The organism is Dethiothermospora halolimnae (genome assembly GCF_037577855.1).
Lineage (GTDB): Bacteria > Bacillota > Clostridia > Tissierellales > VENL01 > Dethiothermospora > Dethiothermospora halolimnae.
The window spans coordinates 15,528-40,370 of sequence record NZ_JBAKFX010000030.1; the positions used below are offsets into that span (position 1 = coordinate 15,528).

At 31.2% G+C, this 24,843-nt stretch carries 26 protein-coding genes; 21 read left to right on the forward strand and 5 right to left on the reverse strand.

Going from position 1 to position 24,843, the window contains the following annotated elements; all coding sequences use genetic code 11:
• The first annotated feature begins 51 nt into the window (after positions 1 to 51).
• The 5 genes from V6137_RS12335 (at position 52) to V6137_RS12355 (ending at position 5,290) form a co-directional block, all read left to right on the forward strand.
• Positions 52 to 849 carry an L-2-amino-thiazoline-4-carboxylic acid hydrolase gene (locus V6137_RS12335; protein ID WP_425448247.1) on the forward strand — a complete coding sequence of 266 codons (798 nt, stop codon included), beginning with the start codon at positions 52 to 54 and terminating at the stop codon, positions 847 to 849.
• A gap of 391 nt (positions 850 to 1,240) precedes the next feature.
• Positions 1,241 to 2,338 (forward strand): saccharopine dehydrogenase NADP-binding domain-containing protein, encoded by a 1,098-nt coding sequence (locus tag V6137_RS12340; protein ID WP_425448248.1) that lies wholly within the window; start codon positions 1,241 to 1,243, stop codon positions 2,336 to 2,338.
• A gap of 361 nt (positions 2,339 to 2,699) precedes the next feature.
• The gene (locus tag V6137_RS12345) at positions 2,700 to 2,984 is read left to right on the forward strand and encodes a FeoA family protein (RefSeq protein ID WP_425448249.1); all 285 of its coding nucleotides are present in this window, start codon (positions 2,700 to 2,702) and stop codon (positions 2,982 to 2,984) included.
• 125 nt (positions 2,985 to 3,109) lie between these two features.
• On the forward strand, positions 3,110 to 5,128 hold the full coding sequence (gene feoB, locus V6137_RS12350; RefSeq protein ID WP_425448250.1) for a ferrous iron transport protein B: 2,019 nt from the start codon (positions 3,110 to 3,112) through the stop codon (positions 5,126 to 5,128).
• Between the two features lie 9 nt (positions 5,129 to 5,137).
• On the forward strand, positions 5,138 to 5,290 hold the full coding sequence (locus V6137_RS12355; RefSeq protein WP_425448251.1) for a hypothetical protein: 153 nt from the start codon (positions 5,138 to 5,140) through the stop codon (positions 5,288 to 5,290).
• 99 nt (positions 5,291 to 5,389) lie between these two features.
• Here the strand turns inward: V6137_RS12355 and V6137_RS12360 are convergent, their stop codons facing one another.
• Positions 5,390 to 6,244, reverse strand: coding sequence for a GNAT family N-acetyltransferase (locus tag V6137_RS12360; protein ID WP_425448279.1), 855 nt, complete (start codon positions 6,242 to 6,244; stop codon positions 5,390 to 5,392).
• 372 nt (positions 6,245 to 6,616) lie between these two features.
• On the opposite strand from V6137_RS12360, the gene V6137_RS12365 reads away from it, so the two are divergent.
• The 7 genes from V6137_RS12365 to V6137_RS12395 all read left to right on the forward strand — a co-directional run bounded on the left by V6137_RS12365 (position 6,617) and on the right by V6137_RS12395 (position 13,487).
• On the forward strand, positions 6,617 to 7,438 hold the full coding sequence (locus tag V6137_RS12365; RefSeq protein ID WP_425448252.1) for a ZIP family metal transporter: 822 nt from the start codon (positions 6,617 to 6,619) through the stop codon (positions 7,436 to 7,438).
• Positions 7,439 to 7,979: 541 nt separating this feature from the next.
• Entirely contained in the window at positions 7,980 to 8,804 is an 825-nt protein-coding gene (locus V6137_RS12370; RefSeq protein ID WP_425448253.1) for a VanW family protein, read from the forward strand.
• Between the two features lie 136 nt (positions 8,805 to 8,940).
• Complete coding sequence (locus tag V6137_RS12375) at positions 8,941 to 10,398, forward strand: methyl-accepting chemotaxis protein (RefSeq protein ID WP_425448254.1); 1,458 nt, start codon at positions 8,941 to 8,943, stop codon at positions 10,396 to 10,398.
• A 375-nt stretch (positions 10,399 to 10,773) separates the two neighbouring features.
• A complete protein-coding gene (locus tag V6137_RS12380; protein ID WP_425448255.1) occupies positions 10,774 to 11,067 on the forward strand; it encodes a hypothetical protein in 294 nt (97 codons plus the stop codon).
• A 257-nt stretch (positions 11,068 to 11,324) separates the two neighbouring features.
• A complete protein-coding gene (locus V6137_RS12385) occupies positions 11,325 to 11,585 on the forward strand; it encodes a CD3324 family protein (RefSeq protein WP_425448256.1) in 261 nt (86 codons plus the stop codon).
• A 99-nt stretch (positions 11,586 to 11,684) separates the two neighbouring features.
• A complete protein-coding gene (locus tag V6137_RS12390) occupies positions 11,685 to 12,575 on the forward strand; it encodes a GNAT family N-acetyltransferase (RefSeq protein ID WP_425448257.1) in 891 nt (296 codons plus the stop codon).
• 363 nt (positions 12,576 to 12,938) lie between these two features.
• Positions 12,939 to 13,487 (forward strand): 50S ribosomal protein L25, encoded by a 549-nt coding sequence (locus V6137_RS12395; protein WP_425448258.1) that lies wholly within the window; start codon positions 12,939 to 12,941, stop codon positions 13,485 to 13,487.
• A gap of 132 nt (positions 13,488 to 13,619) precedes the next feature.
• Here V6137_RS12395 and V6137_RS12400 read toward each other — a convergent pair whose 3' ends face one another.
• Genes V6137_RS12400 through V6137_RS12410 form a run of 3 tightly spaced genes read right to left on the reverse strand, consistent with a single transcriptional unit; the run spans position 13,620 to position 15,016 of the window.
• Positions 13,620 to 14,141: a permease gene (locus V6137_RS12400; RefSeq protein WP_425448259.1), complete on the reverse strand. Its 522-nt coding sequence runs from the start codon at positions 14,139 to 14,141 to the stop codon at positions 13,620 to 13,622.
• A complete protein-coding gene (locus V6137_RS12405; protein WP_425448260.1) occupies positions 14,138 to 14,623 on the reverse strand; it encodes a hypothetical protein in 486 nt (161 codons plus the stop codon). Before V6137_RS12405 ends, V6137_RS12400 begins: the two co-directional genes overlap by 4 nt.
• An 18-nt stretch (positions 14,624 to 14,641) precedes the next feature.
• Positions 14,642 to 15,016, reverse strand: coding sequence for an ArsR/SmtB family transcription factor (locus V6137_RS12410; protein WP_425448261.1), 375 nt, complete (start codon positions 15,014 to 15,016; stop codon positions 14,642 to 14,644).
• 238 nt (positions 15,017 to 15,254) lie between these two features.
• Here V6137_RS12410 and V6137_RS12415 point away from each other — a divergent pair, with 238 nt between their 5' ends.
• The 4 genes from V6137_RS12415 to V6137_RS12430 all read left to right on the forward strand — a co-directional run bounded on the left by V6137_RS12415 (position 15,255) and on the right by V6137_RS12430 (position 19,067).
• Complete coding sequence (locus V6137_RS12415; RefSeq protein WP_425448262.1) at positions 15,255 to 16,100, forward strand: ABC transporter ATP-binding protein; 846 nt, start codon at positions 15,255 to 15,257, stop codon at positions 16,098 to 16,100.
• Complete coding sequence (locus tag V6137_RS12420) at positions 16,051 to 16,977, forward strand: iron-hydroxamate ABC transporter substrate-binding protein (RefSeq protein WP_425448263.1); 927 nt, start codon at positions 16,051 to 16,053, stop codon at positions 16,975 to 16,977. Before V6137_RS12415 ends, V6137_RS12420 begins: the two co-directional genes overlap by 50 nt.
• A gap of 78 nt (positions 16,978 to 17,055) precedes the next feature.
• Positions 17,056 to 18,063, forward strand: a complete 1,008-nt coding sequence (locus V6137_RS12425) for a FecCD family ABC transporter permease (RefSeq protein ID WP_425448264.1) — start codon at positions 17,056 to 17,058, stop codon at positions 18,061 to 18,063.
• Positions 18,060 to 19,067, forward strand: coding sequence for a FecCD family ABC transporter permease (locus V6137_RS12430; RefSeq protein WP_425448265.1), 1,008 nt, complete (start codon positions 18,060 to 18,062; stop codon positions 19,065 to 19,067). Before V6137_RS12425 ends, V6137_RS12430 begins: the two co-directional genes overlap by 4 nt.
• Before the next feature lie 368 nt (positions 19,068 to 19,435).
• On the opposite strand, the gene V6137_RS12435 is transcribed toward V6137_RS12430, so the two are convergent.
• Positions 19,436 to 20,005, reverse strand: coding sequence for a cupin domain-containing protein (locus V6137_RS12435; RefSeq protein WP_425448266.1), 570 nt, complete (start codon positions 20,003 to 20,005; stop codon positions 19,436 to 19,438).
• Between the two features lie 191 nt (positions 20,006 to 20,196).
• Between V6137_RS12435 and V6137_RS12440 the strand changes: the two genes are divergently transcribed.
• The 5 genes from V6137_RS12440 (at position 20,197) to V6137_RS12460 (ending at position 24,757) form a co-directional block, all read left to right on the forward strand.
• Entirely contained in the window at positions 20,197 to 21,702 is a 1,506-nt protein-coding gene (locus tag V6137_RS12440) for a M81 family metallopeptidase (RefSeq protein WP_425448267.1), read from the forward strand.
• 4 nt (positions 21,703 to 21,706) lie between these two features.
• A complete protein-coding gene (locus tag V6137_RS12445) occupies positions 21,707 to 22,441 on the forward strand; it encodes a copper homeostasis protein CutC (protein WP_425448268.1) in 735 nt (244 codons plus the stop codon).
• A 124-nt stretch (positions 22,442 to 22,565) separates the two neighbouring features.
• Positions 22,566 to 23,492 (forward strand): transposase, encoded by a 927-nt coding sequence (locus V6137_RS12450; RefSeq protein ID WP_425448269.1) that lies wholly within the window; start codon positions 22,566 to 22,568, stop codon positions 23,490 to 23,492.
• 344 nt (positions 23,493 to 23,836) lie between these two features.
• Complete coding sequence (locus V6137_RS12455; RefSeq protein ID WP_425448270.1) at positions 23,837 to 24,148, forward strand: four-helix bundle copper-binding protein; 312 nt, start codon at positions 23,837 to 23,839, stop codon at positions 24,146 to 24,148.
• A gap of 183 nt (positions 24,149 to 24,331) precedes the next feature.
• Positions 24,332 to 24,757 (forward strand): DUF305 domain-containing protein, encoded by a 426-nt coding sequence (locus tag V6137_RS12460; RefSeq protein WP_425448271.1) that lies wholly within the window; start codon positions 24,332 to 24,334, stop codon positions 24,755 to 24,757.
• Positions 24,758 to 24,843: the final 86 nt, after the last annotated feature.

Below are 24,843 nucleotides of genomic sequence, written 5' to 3' on the forward strand. Positions count from 1 at the left end.
AACTAATAAAAATGTGTAGATTGTTAGTTAATAAAGATAGGAGGACTCAGAATGGAATTTTATGAAGCTAAAAGGTTGGAACCACAAAACGGTGAAATGGATTCAGTAGCACAATTAGATATTCTAATAGGTATGAAACATATCCTAGGCAATGAAATTGGGAAACTTACAGCTATTATTATGCTTTTAAAATCATTTATATGGGACCCAATCTTTAATAGACCTGTCTGGAAACCAGAATTGTTCGATTTACCAAATGATGAAGTAAAAGAGGTTTATCAAAAGAAATTTGAAGATTTAACACCCTTTATATGCTTATTTACAAGGTTAAAAAAGAAGTATAACAAAGACAAAGTTCAGATTATTATGGCTAAGTTAAGTGTTCCTGCATCTGTACCTTATTTAGGGAAAACTTTCAAGGCAAAGCCTAATATAACAGACATTGATGAGTTCAGGCAAGACATGACCAATTATCTTGGCAATGGTATTGGGTTTGAATGGACAGAGAAGGTATCTTTAGATAAACAGGAAGTGGTTTATCGGTTTACAAGATGTGCGTATATTGAAATTCTACAGGCATATGGAATGGATTATGCAGCATCGATGGTTTGCTATTGTGACCATATCATCTTTGACAACAATACACCTGAGCTATACTTCAGTAGGAATCACTGCAAAGGGGTAGGAGATAGTTACTGTGATCATCACTATAAAATAAGAAAACTGATTGATGATGAAAATAATGATAAAAGATATGGTGATACTGAGAAAGCACCTTATGATGCAATAAAGATTATCAAGGATTGGGAAAAAAATTATAAAGACAATAATGGAAAATTCAAATGGTAATTAGATAAGAGAAGAGCTTCAGAATATTATTCTAGTAATACCTTACATAGGAGTGAAAAAATATTTTTACTATAGATTTCCCCATACATATACTTATAATTGAATTCAATATAGATAAAATTATATTTTTGTTGACTTTATGATGTATAAGTTATACAATGAATATATGAGCATACATTCATATGTATTCGAATAATATCTACATAACCTCTTATATATTTATAAAATTAATGATTAAGATAAGCTTTTTAAGAAGCAGGTCCAGATTATGACGGATTATAAACTGTTTCTAAGTCAAGAGCTTCTTTTTGGAGATGAATTAAAATTTATACAATTTTAGTATATTGAATGTTTAGTTTAGTTAGGTTAATAAAACATGGAGGTATCATAAATGGAACAAACAGTTCTCATACTAGGTGGATATGGTAAAGCAGGAAGTTATATAGCAGAGTTATTATTGTCAAATACAAATGTAAAAATTATTATTGCTGGAAGAAATCTTAACAAAGCAAAAATAGAAACTAGAAAATTAAATAATAAATTCTATGAAAATAGAGTATCTGCACTTAAGGTCGATGCTGGAAATTTTCAAGATCTAAAAAATGCATTTAAACTATGTGATTTAGTTATAGTTTCTTTTCCTTACAAGAATGGTCAAGAAAAGCTGGTAATAAAATCAGCAGTAGAAGCAGGGATTAATTATATTGATTTAAATGCTGATACTGATAAATATCAAGTATTAAGAGAATATTCAGAAAAGATAGAAGAACAAAGTTTAATATTTTTAACCGGAGCAGGTATTATTCCTGGTTGTCCTGCGATGTTATCTCATCTTATAGGAAATTACTATGATTCCATAGAGAAGATAAAGATTAGCTCTTTATATCGTGATAAAAATATTCCTTCTGGAGGAGTTTATGATATTATGTCACATGCTGGGAAATCAGCTTTCACTTACAGGAAAGGTGCTTGGGAGAAATCCTCATCTTTCATGATAGATAGATTAAATTTTCATGATAAATTTAAGTCAAGGATAGGAGTTCCTATTTATCTTTTAGAATTAGAAGAAATCCCGAAGAAATTTAATCTTAGAGAGCTAGAAGCATATCAAGCAGGAATAAATCCCTTTGTCGATGGACTTTATTTTATCTGGAAGGTTTTAAACTTGAGCCATTTTGAAAGTACTTTGAATTTAGGTGTAAATTTGTTTTCATGGGGAAATGAAAAATTCACCAATCCCCCCTTTGGATTAGCTTTAAAGATTGAGGCTATAGGCGAGAAAAAAGGAGTTGTAGAAGAGTCTTCAATTTTATTGGAACATACAGATATGTATTTGGCAACAGCTATCCCTGTGGTTGCCGCAGTATTACAAATCTTTAAAGGTAACGTGGAAGTAGGGAGTAATTTTATGGGACATGTTGTGGCATCAAGGGATTATTTAAAGGTTTTAAAAGATTTAGGAATGAAAGTTACAACTAAGAATTATTAGAATTCATTTTGATTATAAGGTTAATCTTATTTAAGAGTTAGTAATAATATTATAATCGAATTTAAAATGGATAACAAGTAGTTAAAAACACATCTTCACCATTAACGGTGTATATGTGTTTTTTTATTTTGTAACGAAAATTTCTAATGACAATAATAGATAATAGAAATAAATTAAAAAAAACTATTGCATTGTTAAAAATTAGATGATATAATTCAAAATGAAATGATAATTATTATCATTTATTAAAAATAATCAATATCCATTGATTAATGTTTGCAAAGTTTTCATAATATAAAGTAACAGTGTATCTTTACATAAAAAATATTAAATAAGTAAATATACTTTTGGGGGTGTATATATGGAAAATATCATAAGCAATAAATCTATAACTAGAAACTTAAATAAAAAAAGTAGATTAGGTGGTTCAGCGATGAATTTAGCAGAGGGAAGTATTAATACAGAATATATCATAAAAGATATTAAAACAAATGATGAAGAACTAAAGAACTTTTTATTTACATTAGGATGTTATGAAGGGGAATCAGTGACTGTAATATCTGTACTTGCAGAGAATTATGTAATCACAGTGAAGGATGCAAGATATAGTATTGATAAGGATTTGGCTGAAGCTATTATCATTTAGTTCTATTTGGTCAAAAGTTAACTTCGGTTAACTTTACATATGTTTTGATGGATTCTGTGGGAGGGCTTTACTCACAGAAAGTTAGTTAAAGTTAATGATTATAAAAAATAGGGAGGTAAATATCCATGAATATGGAGAGAAACATGAAAGTAGCATTAACAGGGAACCCAAATAGTGGGAAAACAACATTGTTTAACGCAATAACAGGTAAAATTGCCCATGTAGGGAACTGGGCAGGTGTAACTATTGACAAAAAAGAAGGGGAGATTAAGAAAAGTCTTAATAAGACAGGTATTCAAATTACAGCTGTAGATCTTCCAGGGGCATATTCAATGTCACCTTTTACTTCGGAGGAAAGTATAACCAGTGATTTTGTTAGAGAGGAAAATCCAGATGTTATTATTAATATCGTTGATGCTACTAACTTAAGTAGAAGTTTATTTTTTACAACTCAACTTTTGGAGCTAGGTATACCAGTTGTTGTTGCCCTAAATAAAAGTGATCTAAATAAAAAGAAAAAGACAACTATAGATGTAAATCGATTATCTAAGAGCTTAGGTTGTCCTGTGGTGGAAACAGTATCAACGAAGGGAAGCAACAACGGCTTAGAAAAGCTTATTTCTAAAGTGGGAGAGGTAAAAGATAAGACTCAAACTGCACCCTTTGACAGTAAAGGGGTAAATATGAAAGATAAAAGTGCGGTGGAAGCTTCTGATAAAAAAAGATATAAGTTTGTCAAAGAAATTGTTTCAAAAGTAGAAGATAGAAAAGTAAGTAGCAACAGTCAAACCAAGCAGGATGCAGTTGATAGAATTTTAGCCCACAAATGGTTAGGAATTCCCATCTTTGCAATAGTTATGTGGGCAGTTTTCTCAATTTCACAAACCCATGTAGGACCATTTATAGCAGATACATTTGGCGGTTGGATTGATTCGTTCCGTGTTTGGGTAGAAGGATTACTTGGGGATGGAGTATCACCTGTACTTTCTTCAATCTTATTGGACGGTATTATTGGTGGAGTTGGAGCTGTGGTTGGTTTCTTACCCCTTATTATGGTATTATTTTTCCTATTAGCATTACTTGAAGATTGTGGCTATATGGCCCGTGTTGCTGTTGTTATGGACCGTTTCTTTAAGCGTGTGGGTTTATCAGGGAAATCAATTATTCCTATGGTTATAGGAGTTGGATGCGCTATTCCCGGTGTTATGGCAACGAGAACAATTAAAAACGAAAGACAAAGAAGAACAACTGCAATGCTAACACCCTTTATGCCATGTGGAGCTAAATTACCTGTTATAGCACTGTTTGCAGGAGTATTCTTTAATGATGCAGCATGGGTAGGAGTTACTATGTATTTTATAGGTATTGCCATTATTATTTTAGGAGCTTTAACGGTAGTAAGAATAACAGGAGAGAAACATGCAAGATCATTCTTTATTATGGAATTACCAGAGTATAGATTTCCAAGTATCAAAAGGGCTATAATATCAATGTTTTCTAGAGCCAAAGCATTTATAATTAAAGCTGGTACCATCATATTACTGTGTAATGCAGCGGTGCAGATCATGCAGACATTCAACTGGAAATTCCAAGTCGTTGCCGAAGGGGCACAGGATACAAGTATTTTGGCAAGTATCGCATCACCATTCGCCATTCTATTAGTACCTTTAGGATTTGGTGTATGGCAATTAGCGGCAGCAGCGATTACAGGTTTCATAGCAAAGGAAAATGTAGTAGGAACGTTAGCTGTAGTATATGGTATTACAAACTTTATTGATACGGAGGAATTTGCCCTTGTTTCTGGAAGCTCAGATGTTGCTGAGGTAATGGGCTTAACATCAGTTGCGGCATTAGCATACTTAATGTTCAATTTATTTACACCACCTTGTTTTGCTGCTATTGGCGCTATGAACTCTGAAATGGAGAATAAAAAGTGGTTATGGGGTGGCATTGCCTTCCAATTTGGTATGGGCTATACAGTTGCATTTATTACTTATCAACTAGGAACACTGGTAACAACAGGTGCTTTAGGTAGTGGTTTTATACCAGGATTAATTGCTGTGGCAGCAATGATTGGTTGTGTTGTGTATCTTATGAAAAAAGGTGATAAAAAGGCCCAGAGTAAGTTAGCATTAAGTTCTTAGGAGGAGATTATGGGAGATATAATTGTAATTTTAATAATATTAGCAATAGTATGTGGAGCAGTAGCAAAAATTATTATTGAAAAGAAAAAAGGAGTTAAATGTATTGGGTGTCCCCATGGCGGAACCAGTGAAAAAAGTTGTAGTTGTAATACTAAAAAGTAGTATAACAATTTTAAATAATAAATTAGTTGTGGGGATTAGGCATCCCATCAACGATTATAACAACCCGAATAAATATTTATTCGGGTTGTTATAATGCAACTATCCTAACCACTTATACATCTCTAATTGATTTATTGGTGCAATGGTCATATTATAGTGATTAGCAAATGTATGTATTTGATGATTATTAGAATACATAATATTTAGTACTTCAGGTTTTAAGTCTGTAATGACTCTATTTAGTAATGCTTTTCCATAACCCTTATTTCTTTTTTCAGGATGAACCCACAAATAGAACACTCGATTGTTTGTAGCAACAATACCTGCGACAATATTATCATTGTCCTTTATACCATAAAAATGACAAGGGATAGATTTAAAGTATGGAAATGCCCCTTGCCAAGGAAGATGGGAATGATCTACCCTTCGCAATGAGTAAATATCATCATAAGTCATTTGCTGTACTTTTTTTTCTAGATAATCCCTATCTATAGTTAGTGGATTTCTACCATCTAGATTCCACGTTCTGTAAGTTAAATCATATGTTTTTTCATATCCCATATTTTTATAGAATTTTATAGCACGGTCATTACCATTAATAACTTCAAGGAATAATTGTCTACATCCAATTTCCACTGCAGTTTTTTCATGTAGTTTAAATAATCTCTGGGCAAGTCCCGTTCCCCTTTCTGTGGGAACCACTGCCATGCCTCCACATCTTAGAGTTTTAAAATCTTCGTTAAGTTTAATGCCTGATAGAATAACACCTACAGGTGTATCTTTTTTAAAAGCAATGTATGAAAGATTTCTATCATTACCTTCTGGTCCGAAGAACCTATTAACGAATGAAGCTTCATCCATTTGAACTTGGACTATGTAGTCTGAAAATCCTTCTGTAAAAGCTCTAAAAATTTGTGAATCTGATACTTCTGAGCATTTTTTAATCTTATACATATCCACTACTCCCCCCCTTTAGATATTTTTAATAGGCAGTTTGTGTTTTAATTATATCATGATATATTTTTACATACAATAAATATATTACCATGTGGGGATTGTTTAGTATAAGCCTGTTTCAGTTTATAAATAGTAATATAAAAGTTAGAGATTCACTTGCTGCTATGTATTTAAATGATTAATCAAGGAAGAGTTTTTGTTTAAGGAGTAGTAGATATGCAGAAAGTATTATATGATAAATAAATTGAAAATGGAAAAGCAAGTTCTTAGTTTTCTAAAGAATTATCTTTATTATATATAAGTTAGTACCATGAAGGTTTGGGTATATTATAACTGAATTAATAATTATATTGTAAAGGAGAGAAGACAATGATCGAATGGTTATCACAATTTTCAGCAGTTAATCAAGCATTAATCGGCACATTATTTACCTGGGCAGTTACGGCATTAGGTGCTTCTTTGGTGTTTTTCTTTAAGGAGATTAATAAAAACTTCTTAAATGGTATGTTAGGGTTTGCAGCAGGTGTAATGATTGCAGCAAGTTTTTGGTCTCTATTGGCACCGGGGATTGAAATGGCAGAAGAGTTAAATCAAATAGCTTGGCTAACGGCTGCTATTGGTTTTCTAGGTGGTGGAGCCTTTCTATTTGCTGTAGATAAGATATTACCCCATTTACATCGAGGGCTTGATCGTTCTGAAGCAGAAGGTATTAAAACAAGCTGGCAAAGGAGTGTTCTTCTTGTATTAGCTATTACCCTACATAATATTCCGGAAGGATTAGCAGTGGGAGTAGCTTTTGGTGCAGTTGCCTATGGCATACCATCAGCATCCCTGTCAGGAGCTGTTGCATTGGCAATAGGTATTGGATTACAAAATTTTCCTGAAGGAGCAGCAGTTTCTATTCCCCTTAGACGAGAAGGACTTTCTCGTAGAAAGGCATTCCTATTAGGGCAGGCATCAGGAATTGTTGAGCCTATAGCAGGGGTTATTGGAGCCCTAGCGGTTGTGGCAATGCGACCATTATTACCCTATGCATTGGCCTTTGCAGCAGGGGCAATGATTTATGTGGTTGTAGAGGAGTTAATTCCTGAAGGGCAATCGAATGAAGGGGCAGTAAAAACAGACATTGCAACTATTGGGTGTATGCTTGGTTTCACTGTTATGATGATTTTAGATGTTGCATTAGGTTAATTAATACATTAAAAGCCAATAAAGAATATTATAAAAGTTACAATTCCCCCTTCATTCCATAATAAGGTTCTAAGTAAGGAATAATTTAAATATGTGGGGAATCATATTAATATGGGGACACTCTGAAATATCTCCATATTAATATGATTTAGTTAATTATGGGGAAAAATGGATTAGTTAAGATTAGTTTAATAAGATAATTACTTCTGTTAATATAATTATTCATATACTAATTTATGGTACCTAGTCTTATCTCAAAAACAGTTTTTCTATTATTATTCTTAACACTAACTTCACCCTGTGTATTTCAACAATACTTTTTACAATTGCAAGATTAAGGTTTGTACCAGCTTTTTTCCTAGAACTTGATTTTTCCACACCATATAATTTGTCAAAAATATAGATGAAATTATTTGCTGGTATATTTTGGGTATAATTTTCTATATAACATACAGTTAAGAGAAAAAGGGATTTATTGTATAAACATAGAATATTAAAAAGAATAACTCTAGTATTAGAAAATATATAGAGGTGAAAATTTATGTCTAGAAAATTATTTTGTGAATTATCTCCCTTTACCTATAGAATATCTGTTACCAAAGAAATATTAATAAGAAGATTAAAATGGATAATTGACAATAATAACTATGCCAATACAATAATAACTAAAAAATTATCCAACAAGGTATATACCCATAAATCTCTAATAAGAAGAAAATTGGGAAACGTAAACATGAAACTACAGGAGAACAAAGCTGTTAATTTAAAATTAGCAGCTTCCAAGATAAATGGAATAATTATATTACCCAAAGAAGTATTTTCATTTTGGAAATTAGTAGGTAATTGTACAGAGTTAAAGGGATATAAAGAAGGTTTAGTTATAAAATCAGGAAAATCAAGTAGAGGTATAGGTGGTGGACTATGCCAATTTACAAATCTAATCCATTGGATGATTTTGCATAGTTCATTGGAGATTATAGAACATCATCATCATAATCAAATAGATATGTTTCCCGACTATGGAAGACAGGTCCCCTTTGGGACAGGCACTTCAGTGATGTATAATTATTTAGACTATCAATTTGTGAACAATACTGATCAAGCATTTCAATTAATTATTTATACAACAGATAAATATCTTTGTGGAGAATTGAGAAGTGAAAAAAGTCTTAAGTATTCATATCACATAGTAGAAGAAAATAAGCATTTTACTAAGGAAAAGGATAACTATTATAGAAACAATGAAATATATAGAAAGAAAGTAGATAAGAGGACAGGTAATTTAATTGATAAAACTTTGATAAAAAGAAATCATTCAAAAGTACTTTATGATAAAAAATTTATACCCACTAAATTAATTAAGTAAAAGGAAATAAATATATCTTAAATTATAATAAATATAGAAATCCAATTTAAAATGTCGAAAAATGTATTAAAATGACTAAAAACATGTTATAATTTAAGATATATTAAAATAAAAATTTATGAAAGGGGTATAAAAAATGGATCGAACTTACAAAGGGAATAAACTAATTTCTATAGTATTATGGATTTCTTTTCTTTTATTTGCCTTAGCTTCTGTGGCTAGTAAGACGCCAATCGAAGCATTAATAGCTGGAGGAGTAACTTGTATTTTAACTAGTCTTTTAACTTATAAACGGATCTTTGAGGGTTATATAAAGTATGTAGCAATAATAGGGTTATCACTACTAAGTTTTTTTTCGGTAATATCAAAACCCCATATAGCATCTTATCTAAGTGTTTATTATAATATTGCAATTATTACTTTATATCATGATTATAGACCTATTATTGCAGTAGGGGCTATTAATCTAGCTCTAACAAATTATTACTTTTTTACATATAGAAATTCAATGTTTCAAGAATTTACAAGTGCAGGTTTGGTAACTCTTAATTTAACTATAATTTTAATATGTATTGTATTAATATTTCAAAGTAGAATTGGAAGTGGCATGAGGTCAGATTTAGAAAAGAGTAGCATATCAGCGGAAGAGGATAAAAATAAGGTTCAGAACTTATTAAAAGAAGTAAAGATGGCTATTCAAACCCTTAGTAGTTTTAGTACAAATCTTATGGAAAATGTATCGACTATGGGAGAAATATCAAATGAATTGACCATTGCTTTTTCAGAAATAGCAAATAGTGTAGAAAGTCAGGCTAGTAGCATTGTGGACATAAATACTTCTATGAAAAACAATAATCAAGAAGTTCAAACACTGAAACAAAGCTCTATATATATGAGGGATTTATCTAATGCAACTTCTAAAGTAAATCAAGATGGTAACAAGAGTATTGGTAGCTTAAATGAAGAGATAATTTATGTTAATGAAGGGATATTGGATACGGTAAACCTTATGGAGGAATTAAATGATAAGTCTTTAAAAATTGGAAATATTGTAAACTCAATAAATGATATTGCAGAACAAACCAATTTATTAGCTCTAAATGCATCTATTGAAGCTGCCCGTGCAGGGGAGCATGGTAAAGGTTTTGCCGTAGTTGCTGATGAAATTAGAAAATTAGCAGAAAATTCTACAAATTCTACAGATGAGATAGCTAAAATATTATTGGAAGTTCAAGAAAAATCTCAACAGGTAACAGAAAAAGTAGGAACAGTTCAAATACGATTTGAAGGTAGTAAGGAACTAATAGAAAAGGTTAATAATATATTTGAAGAGATTGATAAAAACACAGATAATGTACTTAATCAGGCTAATAACATGGATGATATGGTTCAAGGTTTAAAGGAGCGTTCAGAGACTATTATGGACGAGGTAGGATCTATAGCAAGTATAACAGAGGAGAATTCAGCATCTGTAGAGCAAGTTACTGCAAGTGCGAATGAACAGAATAATAGAATTGAAGATATTATAAAAAGTTTCAAGTCATTAGAAGAGCTAACGAAGAAATTAGAAAGTATGGTTGATTCTAAAGAATAAACAAGGAAAGTTGTAAAAGTTCTTAAATCAGTACAAAGATCAAAGAGCCCCTTGATGATGATTTTAAAATTATCGTCGAGGGGCTCTTTGTTTTATACCATAGTATGTTAAACATTGAGACAAGGCACTGATATAAAAAATATTGAATAAATATGTAAGATTTATTAATATATACAATATAAGCTAAAGGATAAATAGAGTATAGTAAAAAATATAAAGGAGAAAAGATATGATTTTAAAAAATTTAAAGAAAAATATGATTTTGCCTAAAGAAGAAATATTGATAGGGTAATACATTATAACATTTGGGAACATATAGATAAAGAGTTTAATAGTGAACATATAAAAAGTCTTCCAAAGGAAAAAATTCAGGAAATGAAAAAGATGTATATGGAGTCCTTTCAAGAAATTTGTCCTAAAGACATGAATCTAGCAATAGTTGAATATGAAACCCAGGATGATATACAACTTAATTTTTATACTAAAGAATATCTAGATAAAAAACCTGTTTACAAAAATTCTGCTTCTACAGTAATTTTTAAATCCGATAAGGAACTAGGGATTAACGGACTTAGGAGTAGGGGATGTATGCTTAAGCCAGTAAAAAAAGATTTCCATGATAGTATTGATTGTGAATTATTCTCATGGTATAGGAAGATAACAGGTTAGGTAATAGTAGTTTAATATTATTATTTATTGATTATATTTCTTTTAATTGATATCATTTTCTTATGCCTATGCACTAATTAGAAATTGGGAGGTGAAAATTTAATGTTAAAAAGAATCGTTCTTAGAAATAGTCTAGACCAAGATTTATCCCATGCAGAGTAGGAGATAGTATAGTTATATCTGTGTGGGATTAATGGACTAACTATCTGCTGAACTCTGCACTTTATTTATTAATAATAGATAAGGAGCGGATGATAATGAAATATATAAATGCAGCAGAGGTATTACCAAAGAATTTATTAACTGAGATTCAGAAACATATTAGTGGAACCACTCTCTATATACCCAGTGAATGTAATAATGTAGGATGGGGAGAAAAAAATGGGTCAAAAAAATATTATACAAATAGAAATAAAAAAATAAAAAGACAATATAAAGAGGGTTATGGAAATGAAGAAATATCAAAACAATATGGATTATCATATGAAACTGTGAGAAAGATTGTATATAGAAAATAATATCCTCGTCGTTACTTTAGGTATAAAATGATTATATATAAAGTCGGAATTTTTATTTTTTCATATAAGGTTATAATATTCTTAAAGGAGGATGTGGATATGTCTATAAAATTTAGAAATTATACAGAAGAAGCAGGTATTACTGATGATTATTATAAAGTGAGAGATTTTTTTATAGATTTAGGTTATACAGAGTTTACATATGCTAGATGGGACTGGATGATAACCCACGGTTATTTAGATAAAGCTTCAATAGGCAAGATTGGTTTATGGGAAGATTGTGGTAAGCTTGTAGGAGTGGCAACCTTTGATGTGGGCTTAGGAACTGCCTACTGCTTGACTTTTCCCCAATATGTCCACTTGAAAAAAGAGATGTTATTATATGCAAAAGAGAATCTTTTTAAAGATGGTAAGTTTGGGGTGGTAATTCAAGATACAGATTTATATTTTCAAGATATTGCTGCTAACCTTGGGTTTATACCTACTACTAATAAAGAAAGTGATGCCATTTTTTATTTAGATAAAACATCTACAGATTATTCTCTGCCAGAAGGCTTTAAAATAACTACTATAAAGGAAACTTATGATCTTTATCAATATTATCGTGTCCTATGGAAAGGATTCGACCATGAGTTAAATGGTGAAGGAGAATTTACTTTTTCAGAGGAAAAAGAAAAATCAGGACATATTCAGATGAAGCGACCCAATGTGGATTTAGATTTAAAAATAGCCGTTGTTGACCCTAAAGGAAATTTCGTATCTTACTGTGGGATGTGGTATGACAAGAAGATAGACTACGCAGTAATAGAACCGGTGGCAACAGATCCTGATTATAGAAAACTCGGACTTGGCAAGGCAGCAGTCCTTGAAGGAATACGTCGTGTTGGAGAACTTGGAGCAAAAAAAGTTTTGGTAGGCTCGTCACAACAGTTTTATTATAGCATTGGTCTAAGACCTTTCTCTACGGCTACTGAATGGATAAGTAAATAATTATTAGTTATATACCTAATGTTCTTTTTAGTATTAATTAAGTATTTTAAACTGTAGGAGGAAATTATCTTCTTACAGTTTTTTTAGTTATTTAGGGAGTTATAATTCTTAAACTAATATTACAATAGAATAGTGATGTAGATAAGATAAAAGTTTTAATAAAAGAAGAAAATTTTATTAAAAATAAGATTAGTGGGTAAGTAAATTATAAGGTAGTTAGTTAATAAAGTGTAAAAATCAATTATATATTTGAGATATATTTCTATATATGTTATATTGTAGCTGAGGGATCTTATATTTATATATAAGGTTCCTTAGTTTTATTATAGACTTATAAACAATAGGATAAAAGGAGGAAGAGTGATGAGTACACAAGCACTTAAAGTTTGTAACAGAGAAGAAAAAGGTAAAAAAGTAAGAAAACAAGGTTTCATTCCAGCTGTTATATATGGCGGGAATGCCAAAGGAGAACCAATTAAGTTTAATGAAACAGATTTTATTAAGGTATTAAGAACAGGTGGCGAGAGAGCTAAAATTAAGGTTTCCTACAAAGATAGGAATCAAATAGGTATTATAAAAGAGGTTAGTAGAAACTTTATCAATGAAATAGAACATGTTGATATTCAGCTTGTAACAGAAAATGAGGTGGTTAATTGGGAGATACCAATTAATTTTACGGGGAGAGAAAAATTAGAGAAAAAAAGACTTGTATTTGAAACTGAGTTTGATCAGATTCAAGTTACAGGTAAAGTTAAAGATATACCGGAAACAGTTGGATTTGATTTAAGTGAAATTGATACAAATAAAGTAATTACCATAGAGGACTTAGGTTTATCATCTAAAATAGAAACAGTAAAGTCCCATAATACAGTTTTAGGAACTGTTAAGTTTGTTCAAGAAATGGAAGGATGAAGTTGCAATAAATCAATGGATTATATAACTAATTGATTTAATCATCATATGAAAAACGGCGAATAGATTTTCGTCGTTTTTTTAAGAAAAATTTTATTTATAAATTCTATGGTTAAATATAGTTCAATAAAGCTATTGATATTTTGTTTTAGAGTCTGACTTTTTCTCAAAAGAATTGCTGATTAAGATAGAAGACAATATTACTAAAGGAATAGATATAAGTAATCTTATAATAGAAAACTTAATACCTAAAAAAGATGCTTCAAATATTGTCATAGGAATCCTTGTCAATGCTGATCCACCTATATATGTAAGAACAATACTTAGCTTAGCCCCTTTATTATATAAAGAATATGCAACAGGAAAAGCAACATAGGCTCCACCAACTGTTGTACTTGAAAGAATTATTGCCCACAGATAACCCTTATATCCAGAGGCATTACCAAAGTGTTTTTCCACCGTTTCTTTTTTGACCCACACCTCAAAAAGACCGATTAAAATAAAAGCAAAGGGTAAGACTTTAAGCATACTTAGTACAAAACTATAAAAATTTTTTCCTATTGTAATACCAGTGGAAAAATTGAATACCCAAGATATCAGTAAAAAAATTAAATACGAAATAGGTAATATGATATTAAATATCTTTTTTTTCATAGTATAACCTCCCCATAAAATAGACCAATAGCTAAAGCAATAATTAAAGAGATAAAATAACTTGAGATATTTCGAACTACAGCCAATTTAGCCCCAAAATACTCCTTTTCAATTGGAAAGGTTAGTATCCCAACCATCATTAATGTAGAAGAGAAAGATGAGATGACCATATAACTTATTCCTTTCTCTAAAAGTATACCACTTAGTGGAAAAGCTATAAAACCAGGCATGATTGTCACAGAGCCTAGAACAGATGCTAGAATAGTTCCTGTAAATAAACCATTTCCCCCTAGATATTTAGCTATTGTTTTATCAGGAAACATATATAGTGTGATTGAAACTAATATTAACATTTTTATAAATGATGGTGATATTTTCTTTAATTTCTTCCAAGCTACCTTTAAGGCCTTAAAACTCTTTTCCTTATCAAATACTAGAGAAATAATAAATAAGGCTCCTGTTAATATATATAAATATATCATTTATGCACCTATTTTCTATTAGATAAAATCTTTTGAACAGCAGTTATTTTGTTTTTTCTTACACTTATTAGTACACTCTTCTAAAATGTTTATATCTATAAAGGATTGGATTTCATCCTTTAAACTTATGTCTAAATTAATAAGCTTGTTAATACTTTTAGCTAGATTACTAAGTTCTTGTTTTTTTACGTCATAATGTACCCAATAACCCTTTTTTTCCCCTTGAACTAGATTACAATCCCTTAGTAACTTAAGATGTTGAGAAACTGCAGATTGTGATATATTTAATTTTTTTGCTAATGATCTAACACAGAATTTTTTGTTAAGAAGAAGGATTATAATTTTAAGTCTAGTTTCATCTCCGAGAGCTTTTAACTGCTTAACTATTTCCATGAAATAACCTCCTAATATAAATATTTAATTAAGTATTTACTAATATAAATTATATTATACTTAATTAAATAATTCAATAAAGTATATTCTTATTTATGTATACAAATATCTATTGAATTATTTAGATTTTCTCAAAATAACTATTGACAGTAACTAAAGAGAATACTATAATATAACGGTAATGATAATCATAATCACTTGAAAAACGTTCTAAATTTAAAAGCTTGGAGGTTAAATTATGTCTCGTCTTTATACAGATGGTATAAGTATTGGATATGATGACAGTCTGATTGTAGAAGATCTTAGTGTAGAAATTCCAAATAAAAAAATAACTACTATAATTGGACCAAATGGTTGTGGAAAGTCTACATTGTTAAAAGCCATTACTCGTATTATTTCCCATCAAGGGGGTTCAGTTGTTTTAGATGGGAAAAATATATTAAAAGAAGATACAAAGGTATTGGCTAAGAAGATGGCAGTCCTTCCACAGAAAAATGAAGGAACCAAGGGATTAACGGTAGGTGAGTTGGTATCCTACGGTCGATTTCCTTATCAGAAGGGGTTTGGAAGATTAACGAAAAAAGATTATGAAGCAATTGATTGGGCATTAGAGGTTACTGGGACAAAGGAGTTTAAGTTTCGACTTGTTGATGCACTATCAGGTGGACAGCGTCAGAGGGTTTGGATTGCAATGGCCCTTGCACAAGAAACTGAAATAATCTTTCTAGATGAACCCACAACTTATTTGGATATGGCCCATCAACTTGAAGTATTAGAACTTTTACAAAGGCTAAATATTGAACAGGAACGTACCATCATTATGGTTTTACATGACTTAAATCAAGCAGCCCGCTTTGCTGATTATATAGTTGCTTTAAAAGATGGCAAGATAGTAAAAGCTGGGAACTGTGAAGAGGTTATTAATAAAAGCATACTAAAGAGAGTTTTTCAAATTGATGCAGAAGTAGGTATAGACCCTAGAACTAATAAGCCTATGTGCATAACATATAATTTAATGAGAGGAGAATCTAAAAATGAAAAAAGTAACGATTATATTTCTAATAATGTTTGCGCTAATTTTTAGTGCTTGTGATAGTGAAACAGTACAAAAAGAAGACGGTTCAATCACTAATGATGAGAAATCTGAAACTATTACATATGAATCTGAAAATGGACCAGTTGAGGTTCCAGCTAATCCACAAAGAATTGTAGTTTTAAACTCCTTTATGTCCGGTGGTGTTATGGCCCTTGACGGAAATATTGTAGGAATAGATGAATGGTCTAAGGGAAATCCCAGATATGAAAAATATATTAAAGATGCTGTAGAAGTATCTGATGAAAGTTTAGAAAAAATTATTGAGTTAGAACCTGACCTAATTATAGTGCCATCGGCCAGTAAAAATATAGATAAACTAAAAAAGATAGCTCCTACAGTAAATTATACCTATGGAGAGCTAGGATATTTAGAGAAATTCTTAGAAATTGGTAAATTACTAAACAAAGAAAAGGAAGCCCAAGAATGGATCGATGATTTTAAGAAGAGAGCCAAAAAGGCAGGAGAAGAAATTAAATCAAAAATCGGAGCCGATGCAACGGTTTCTGTTATAGAAAGCTTTGAGAAACAACTTTATGTATTTGGAGATAATTGGGGCAGAGCAACAGAAATCATTTATCAAGAGATGGATTTAAAGATGCCAGAAAAGGTAAAAGAGATGGCATTAGAAGATGGTTATTATGCAATGTCTCCTGAGGTTCTTCCGGAATATGCAGGAGACTATATAATATTTAGTAAAAACCCAGATGCAAATCACTCTTTCCAAGAAACAGATACTTATAAAAATATTCCTGCTGTTAAGAATAATCGTGTATTTGAAGCTAATTCTAAAGAGTTTTATTTTAATGATCCTATTACCTTAGATTATCAATTGGATTTCATTAAGAAAAGTTTCTTGGGTGAATAATGTGGATAAGAAGAATTCTTATTATGAGAATTCTTCTTTCATTTTAGTTCTTATTATAAGAGAGGTGAGATACTGACAATGGAGGAAAATAAAAGTTTTATCCCATTTACATATAAGCTACTATTGATGCTAGTTGCCTTTGGAGGAATGTTCATTTTTGCCATGACTTTAGGAGCTGCAGATATTTCCTTTAAGGAGGTATGGACAGCTCTTACAACTAACAAAACAGGAGATAAACTATTAGTTATCCGTGAAATTCGCTTGCCAAGGGAAATTGGAGCAATTTTAGTTGGCTCAGCACTAGCGGTATCTGGTGCCATTATGCAAGGAATGACTAGAAATCCCCTTGCTGATCCTGGATTGCTCGGATTAACCGCAGGAGCAAATGCTGCCCTTGCTATTACTATGGCTTTTTTACCTTTTGTTAGTTACTATGGAATTATAATTGCCTGTTTTATAGGGGCAGCCATCGGGGCTATGCTTGTTTTTGGAATTAGTTCTATTAAACGAGGAGGTTTTACTCCCTTTAGAGTTGTTTTAGCCGGTGCAGCAGTTTCAACATTTTTATATGCATTAGCAGAAGGGATTTCTATTTACTATAAACTTTCAAAGGAAGTATCCATGTGGACAGCAGGGGGATTGGTCAGTACATCTTGGAAACAAGTTCAAATAATTGCCCCTTTTATTTTAATTGGTATTATTGTTGCTCTTTTTCTTTCAAGACAACTTACTATTCTTAGTTTAAGTGAAGAGGTTGCTGTTGGCTTAGGACAAAATACAACACAAATTAAAATTATACTTTTTATAGTAATTGTTTTATTGTCCGGTGCATCTGTAGCCCTTGTTGGAAATATGGTCTTTATTGGTCTAATGATTCCCCATATAGTTCGGGTTATAGTAGGAAATGACTATAGATTTGTAATACCTGTATCGGCCATTTTAGGATCTACTTTAATGCTTTTAGCTGATACCATTGGACGTACTATAAATACTCCATATGAAACACCAGTTGCGGCAATTATTGCTATGATGGGTCTACCATTTTTCCTATTTATTGTACATAAAGGGGGAAAAACATTATCATGATTCAACCAAGCTTAATTAAAAAACAGCGAAAGATTATATTGGCTTTATTAATACTAATCACTGGGACTATTATTGTTGGGATTGGCATGGGAGACTTTTCTCTATCCTATAATAGAATTATTGAAACCTTAATAGGTAAAGGAAGCGCTAAAGAGGAATTTGTCTTATTTTCTATAAGACTACCACGAATTTTAATTACATTATTGTCAGGTATGGCCCTTGCCTTATCTGGAGCAATATTACAGGGAGTTACAAGAAATGATTTAGCTGACCCAGGGATTATAGGGATTAATTCGGGAGCTGGTGTTGCTATTACCATTTATTTTTTATTTTTTCCTATAGATGCAAATTCATTTACTTTTTTACTCCCGTTTGTAGCATTCATTGGTGCTTTTATTACAGTATGTATAATTTATGCACTTTCATATCAAAAGCATGGGGGACTTCAACCTACAAAACTAGTTCTTATTGGAGTGGGGTTTTCGACTGCACTTTCAGGCTTGATGATCGTAATCATATCATCTGTTGAACGTACAAAAGTAGATTTTATAGCTAAATGGCTAGCTGGGAATATATGGGGAACCGATTGGCCTTTTATTTGGGCAATACTTCCATGGCTAGTTATACTCATTCCCTTTACACTATATAAAGCCAATCGTTTAAACATTCTTGGACTTAGCGAACCTATGGCTACTGGTGTTGGGATATCAATAAAAAAAGAGCGTATTCAACTTCTTTTAACAGCAGTAGCACTAGCAGCTTCAGCGGTTTCTGTAACAGGAGGAATTGCTTTTATTGGGTTAATGGCACCCCATATTGCTAGAGCTTTAGTGGGACATAGACATCAATTATTTATCCCTGTTGCCATATTGATTGGGGGATGGCTATTATTATTTGCTGAAATAGTTGGACGACATATAGTAGAGCCAAGTGGTATTCCAGCAGGAATTATGGTCTCATTAATTGGGGCACCTTATTTTATGTATTTGTTATTTAAAAAATAAATAGATGCTTTGTATTAGTGTAATATACAATGGAAAATATGGGGCAAAATACTTACAAATCTTTGTAAGTGTTTTGGCCTTATTCTACTATTTATATATAAATTTGTACTTGTGTGTATATCTAAATATCAAATATAAACTAGGTCCTAAAATAGGGAAAATAAATGTTATAATTTTAATCTATGCTCTACAGTTGTTTCTTTTTTTATATCTTTCAAAATTTCCTTGTACAATGCCTAAAATAATAAAGCTTGTAACGGCTAATGCTATAAAGACAGCAAATAATTTTGAATTTATATGTATATTCCATTTTTAAAAGGTAGCTATAAAATCATAGCTACCTTTTTATGTCGATCTAGATGAAAAATCTAAGAGTATTCATCAGCCTCTGCATCTTCTTTAGTTTTATGAACTGTACCATAGGGATGCTGAGGTGGGGCATAGATAGAGTATAATTTGATTGGCTTATAACCTGTATTAATTAAGTTATGCCATTTTCCAGCAGGTATAATAAAGGCAAAGTCATCACATACCTTGGCTTGAAAATCTAAATTATCTTTGCTATCTCCCATCTTAACAAGTCCCTGACCTTCTTCTATACGAACAAACTGATCAAGATCAGGATGAATTTCTAAACCTATATCTACTCCCACATCGATACTCATTAAAGTAAGTTGTAAATATTCTCCTGTCCATAAAGCAGTACGAAAATTATCATTTTGTTTAGTAGCCTTTTCGATATTAATTACAAAGGGATTTGGACCATAGTCTCTTAACTCAATAGGATAATCTAAATAGTCTGGACTATACATCGGTGGAGTATTCCAGTAGGTATAAGGATATGTTCTATAAGGATAATAGATATTATCATAGTTATATCTAGGCATATTTCCATAGGGACATGGGTATTGTCTATAAGGATTATACATATTATTCATTCCTTCCTTTTTATTTAACTTTATAATATTATATGTTCTTTGTTTAAAGGAAGTGATAGTCTATTTTGTTACCTTTTTATACTTGGCTTTAGAGATTTACTTTTATGCAAAAAACAGGAGTCTTTAGCATCTATATAGAATAGTTAGATAAATTGTATTATAGTAGTTAAAGGACTGAAGGAGGAATTATAATGAAAAGAATTTTAGTGGCAGGAATACATCATGAATCTAATTCTTTTAATCCCATAATAGTCGGAGAAAAGGATTTTAATATAATATATGGAGATGAAATTTTTAATAATTTACGTAAAAATGACTCTATGACAGGAATTATAAAGACTTTGCAGCAGGGAGGGTATGAAGTAATACCCACTGTATTTGCTAGAGCTGTTCCCAATGGTGAAGTGGATTATGATTTTTATACTAAAATAAAAAATGAAATTATAAAAAGAGCAAAATCTGCTAAAAAAGAGGCTCCAATAGATGCCATAACCCTTTCACTCCATGGGTCTATGAGGGTTAAAAGGCAGGGGGAGGCGGAGGGCTATCTTCTAGAAGAGTTGAGGTCTATATTTCCCAATATACCTATTTTATCCTCCCTTGACATGCACACTACTATGACCCAAAGAATGCACAATAATTGTGATGGATTTGTGGGATATAAATGTGCTCCCCATACAGATTGCTTTGAAACAGGAGAACATGCTGCAAAGATGACAATAGATACTCTTGAGAATAATAGAAATCCTAAATCAGCTTGGGTTAAGGTACCTATATTAATAGCTGGAGAACAATCATCGACTAATGTAGAACCTATGATAAGCCTAATGAAAGCATTAAAAGAATGTGAAAAAATTGAAGATATAATGGCAGCCTCATACTTGATGGGCTTTCCTTGGTCGGATAATGAAGATAGCTCTGTTGCTGTTTATGTAGTTGCAGATGGTGACCTTAAGTTGGCCCAAAGAGAAGCAGTGAGATTAGCAGAGCTTATGTGGTCTAAAAAAGATGACTTTTGTTTCCATACAGAAACATATCATGAAGAGAAAGCTTTAGATGTTGCCTTCAACGGAGTAAAAAAGGGTAAATTACCTATTTATATTTCTGATTCTGGGGATAATCCAACTGCCGGTGGAGCCTCGGACTGTACTAATTTTTTAAAATTAATAATGTCTGATAGGAGAACTGATAATCTTACAAAGCCTATAATATATGGTGGAATATATGACCCAATAGCTACAAAACAGTGTGAAGGAAAAGTAGGTAAAGAGATAACCCTTACATTTGGCTCCAAATTTGATACCATTACGTCATCTCCTATTACTACAACGGGAATAGTAAAATCATATATTAAGAATTGGTCTAGGGGAGGAATGCTTAAGGGGGATTTAGCATTATTTAACAGTCAGGGGGTAGATATAGTAATAGCAGAAGTTCATGTAGGATATACATTACCCGAGATGTTTACAGACTTAGGAGTAGATCCTAAAGAGGCAGAAATAGTAGTTTGTAAGCTAGGATACCTTACTTTCCCCCATAGTTTAGTAGCTAAACGTAGTATAATGGTCCTTACAGAAGGCAGTACAAATGAAGATTTAAAAAAACTTGATTATAAAAAGGTAAAAAGACCAATATTTCCATTAGATAGGGATTTTAATTATAGTGCTTTAAATAATTTAATAGAAAAGGAAGGATAAGTCTATGATACTAGAGGTATGTGTAGATTCCTATACATCTATGTCAATAGCTAAAGATGCTGGAGCCGATAGAATAGAGTTATGCTCGGCATTAAACATAGGTGGATTAACTCCAAGTTATGGATTAATGAAGCAGGCAAAGGAAATTGAAGATATAGAAGTTTTTGTAATGATAAGACCCCGTTCTGGAGACTTTCTATATGATGATAATGAGTTTGAAGCGATGAAAAATGATATTAAACTTGCAAAAAAGATGGAATTTGATGGTATTGTTACTGGAATTTTATTAAGGGATGGTAAGATAGATATTCAACGGATGAGGAAGCTTGTAGAAATTGCAAATCCTCTTAAAGTAGTCCTTCATAGGGCTTTTGATAATGCAAAAAATCCTGTGGAGGATATTCCTAAGCTAATTGAAATGGGAATATGTAGAATTCTTACATCGGGACAAAGGTCAAATGCTTTAAAAGGAGCACACTATATAGGAAAATTACAAGAAAAGTTTGGTGAATTTATAACTATTATGCCCGGCTGTGGTGTGAAAGCTAAAAATATAGAGAGAATACATAAAATAACTAAATGTACCCAATATCATCTATCGGGAAGAATTGATATTGGCAGTAAAATGGAATATAGAGAGGGTATTGAAAGGATGGATACCCCAGAAAGTGAGTTTATAGTGGAACAGGCAGATTATGATCTTATTAAAAAAGCTAGAGAGACTATTGATAAGATTTAGTTAAGTATTCTTAAAAAGTTTAAAAACTTAAAACCGGTTCAGTTAAAAAACTATAAATACAGTATAAAAATTTTCCCTTTTGTTAATAATGAAATCATAAAATATTAACGAAAGGGGTATTGTTATGCCACGTCCATTTAGATTAAAAACAAATTTTTCAATTTATCACGTTATGATTAGAAGTGTAGATGGTATTTTATTATTTAAAGACGATAGGGATAGAGAACGGTTTTTATTAACACTAAAAAGATATAAGAAAAGATATGGTTTTAAGTTATATGCCTATTGCTTGATGGATAATCATGTCCACATGATAATAGATGCTTCGGGATCTGATATAAGTAAAGTGATGCATGGAATAAATCTTTCTTATGCGAAATATTATAATATACGGTATAAAAGAAGAGGACACGTATTTGGAGATAGATTTAGAAGCGAAATAATAGATAAGGATAACTATATACTTCAAGCATCAAAATATATCCATAAAAATCCTAGGAAGTTAAAGGGATGGAGCAATAAAGTTTTCCAATATCCCTATTCAAGTGGTCCTATATATTTAGGAGACTTGAACGATAGCTTTGAAATACTGGATTGTGATTTTATATTAAAGTTATACAGCAATAATGATAAGAAAAAAGCAATAAAAGAGTATTTAGACTTTATGTTAGTACCTAACTCCAAGGAAGAGGAAGAGCAATTAGAAGCAGAGTATGGATTTATGAATCAAAAGTGTGAATATAAAAGTGAGAAGAATATTATAATGAAGGACATAGATGCAGATGATGTAGCTCAATTTGTAGCAGATTATATAGGTAAAGATAAGAATAAAATAAAGATAAAGTATGTTAGAAATGTAACGGAGGCTAAGGCTCTAACTATGTTGTTTATGGTAAGGTTTTGTGAGTATAAGGTCAAGGATGTATGCAATTACTTTGGCAATATAACTCAATCTAGGGTATCCAGCTTGTGTTCTTTAGGCGTAGAGATATTATTTACTAAAAATGAGTATAAAAATATTATTGATGATTTTTTAAAGCAGTGTGCTTAATAATAAGGGGGTATTTTAGAGCGAAAATTAAAATAAAATATATTAAAATTTGTTTTTAATATATTAAAATGGGACAAGCATATTGAGAATATAAGTTAAGATAGAAAAAAATAAAAATGAATAAAATTATTTAAAAAAATAGCATGTATTTTTATATAAAAATTAGTATATTGTAAAATGAACCGTTATTAACTATATCGTTTTATGGAACTTCATATTATAAAACTTAAGATAAAATCTATAAAATCCAAATAAATCGTAAATAATATTACGGGAGCAAAAATATATTAAAAATTTAAAGGAGAGATTTTATGGGTTTAGTAGGAACTGTAGGAAATGAAAATATGCAGACATGTATTGATGAATGTAAAAAATGTCTTCAAGCATGTGAAGAATGTTTAACTCTTTGTTTAACTGAAGAAGATGTTAATAAAATGGTTAGTTGTATTAAAGTATTAAGAGACTGTATTGATATATGTGATTTAGCAGTAAAATTCATGTCAAGAAATAGCCCCCATTCAAAGCATGTATGTAAAGAATGTGCAGAAATTTGCGAGCTATGTGCTAAAGCTTGTGAAGAAATGAATACTAGCCATTGTACTAAATGTGCAGAAATCTGCCGTAAATGCGCTGCAGAATGTAGAGCAATGGCATAATTAATAGTAATACAGGGATGAAAGAAAAAGCTCCTTTATAACTTAGTATTAATTAATACTAAGTTATAAAGGAGCTTTTTCTATTTTGAATATTGAAAAAATAATAGGGTATAACATTATTAAACACAATAAAAGACTAATGAGGAGGGATTTGGAATTAAAAACTATATAAAGTTTGCAGGTATGATTGTAGTATCCACTATTGTTATGTTCATATTTAAATATTGGAGTACATTTAAGTATGAACATATATTTTTTAGTGAAACTAGAGCTTATATGGCATTGTTAATGGGAGCCACAATGGCTATTATTATGTTGGTTTTCATGAGACATATGCTAAAAAATCGAAAAGTTAACATAGGGATCGTTACGGGTAGCATATTGGTATTTGGACTTTCACTATTTTTATTACGTAGTCAAAATCTTGTAGATGATACTGATTATATGGAAGCAATGATTCCCCATCATTCTATTGCTATATTAACCAGTGAGCGGGCTGAAATATCAGATCCAAGGGTTCGAGAGCTTGCTGATGAGATTATAAAAGCTCAACGTAGAGAAATCGATGAAATGAAGAGATTAATAGAAGATATAGAAGATAAAGAATAAATAATCCATTAATATACTTTTTACTGCAGGATTATATTTAACTCTTTGTATTTGTAAAGAATAAGTATAATAAAATAAATAGAACA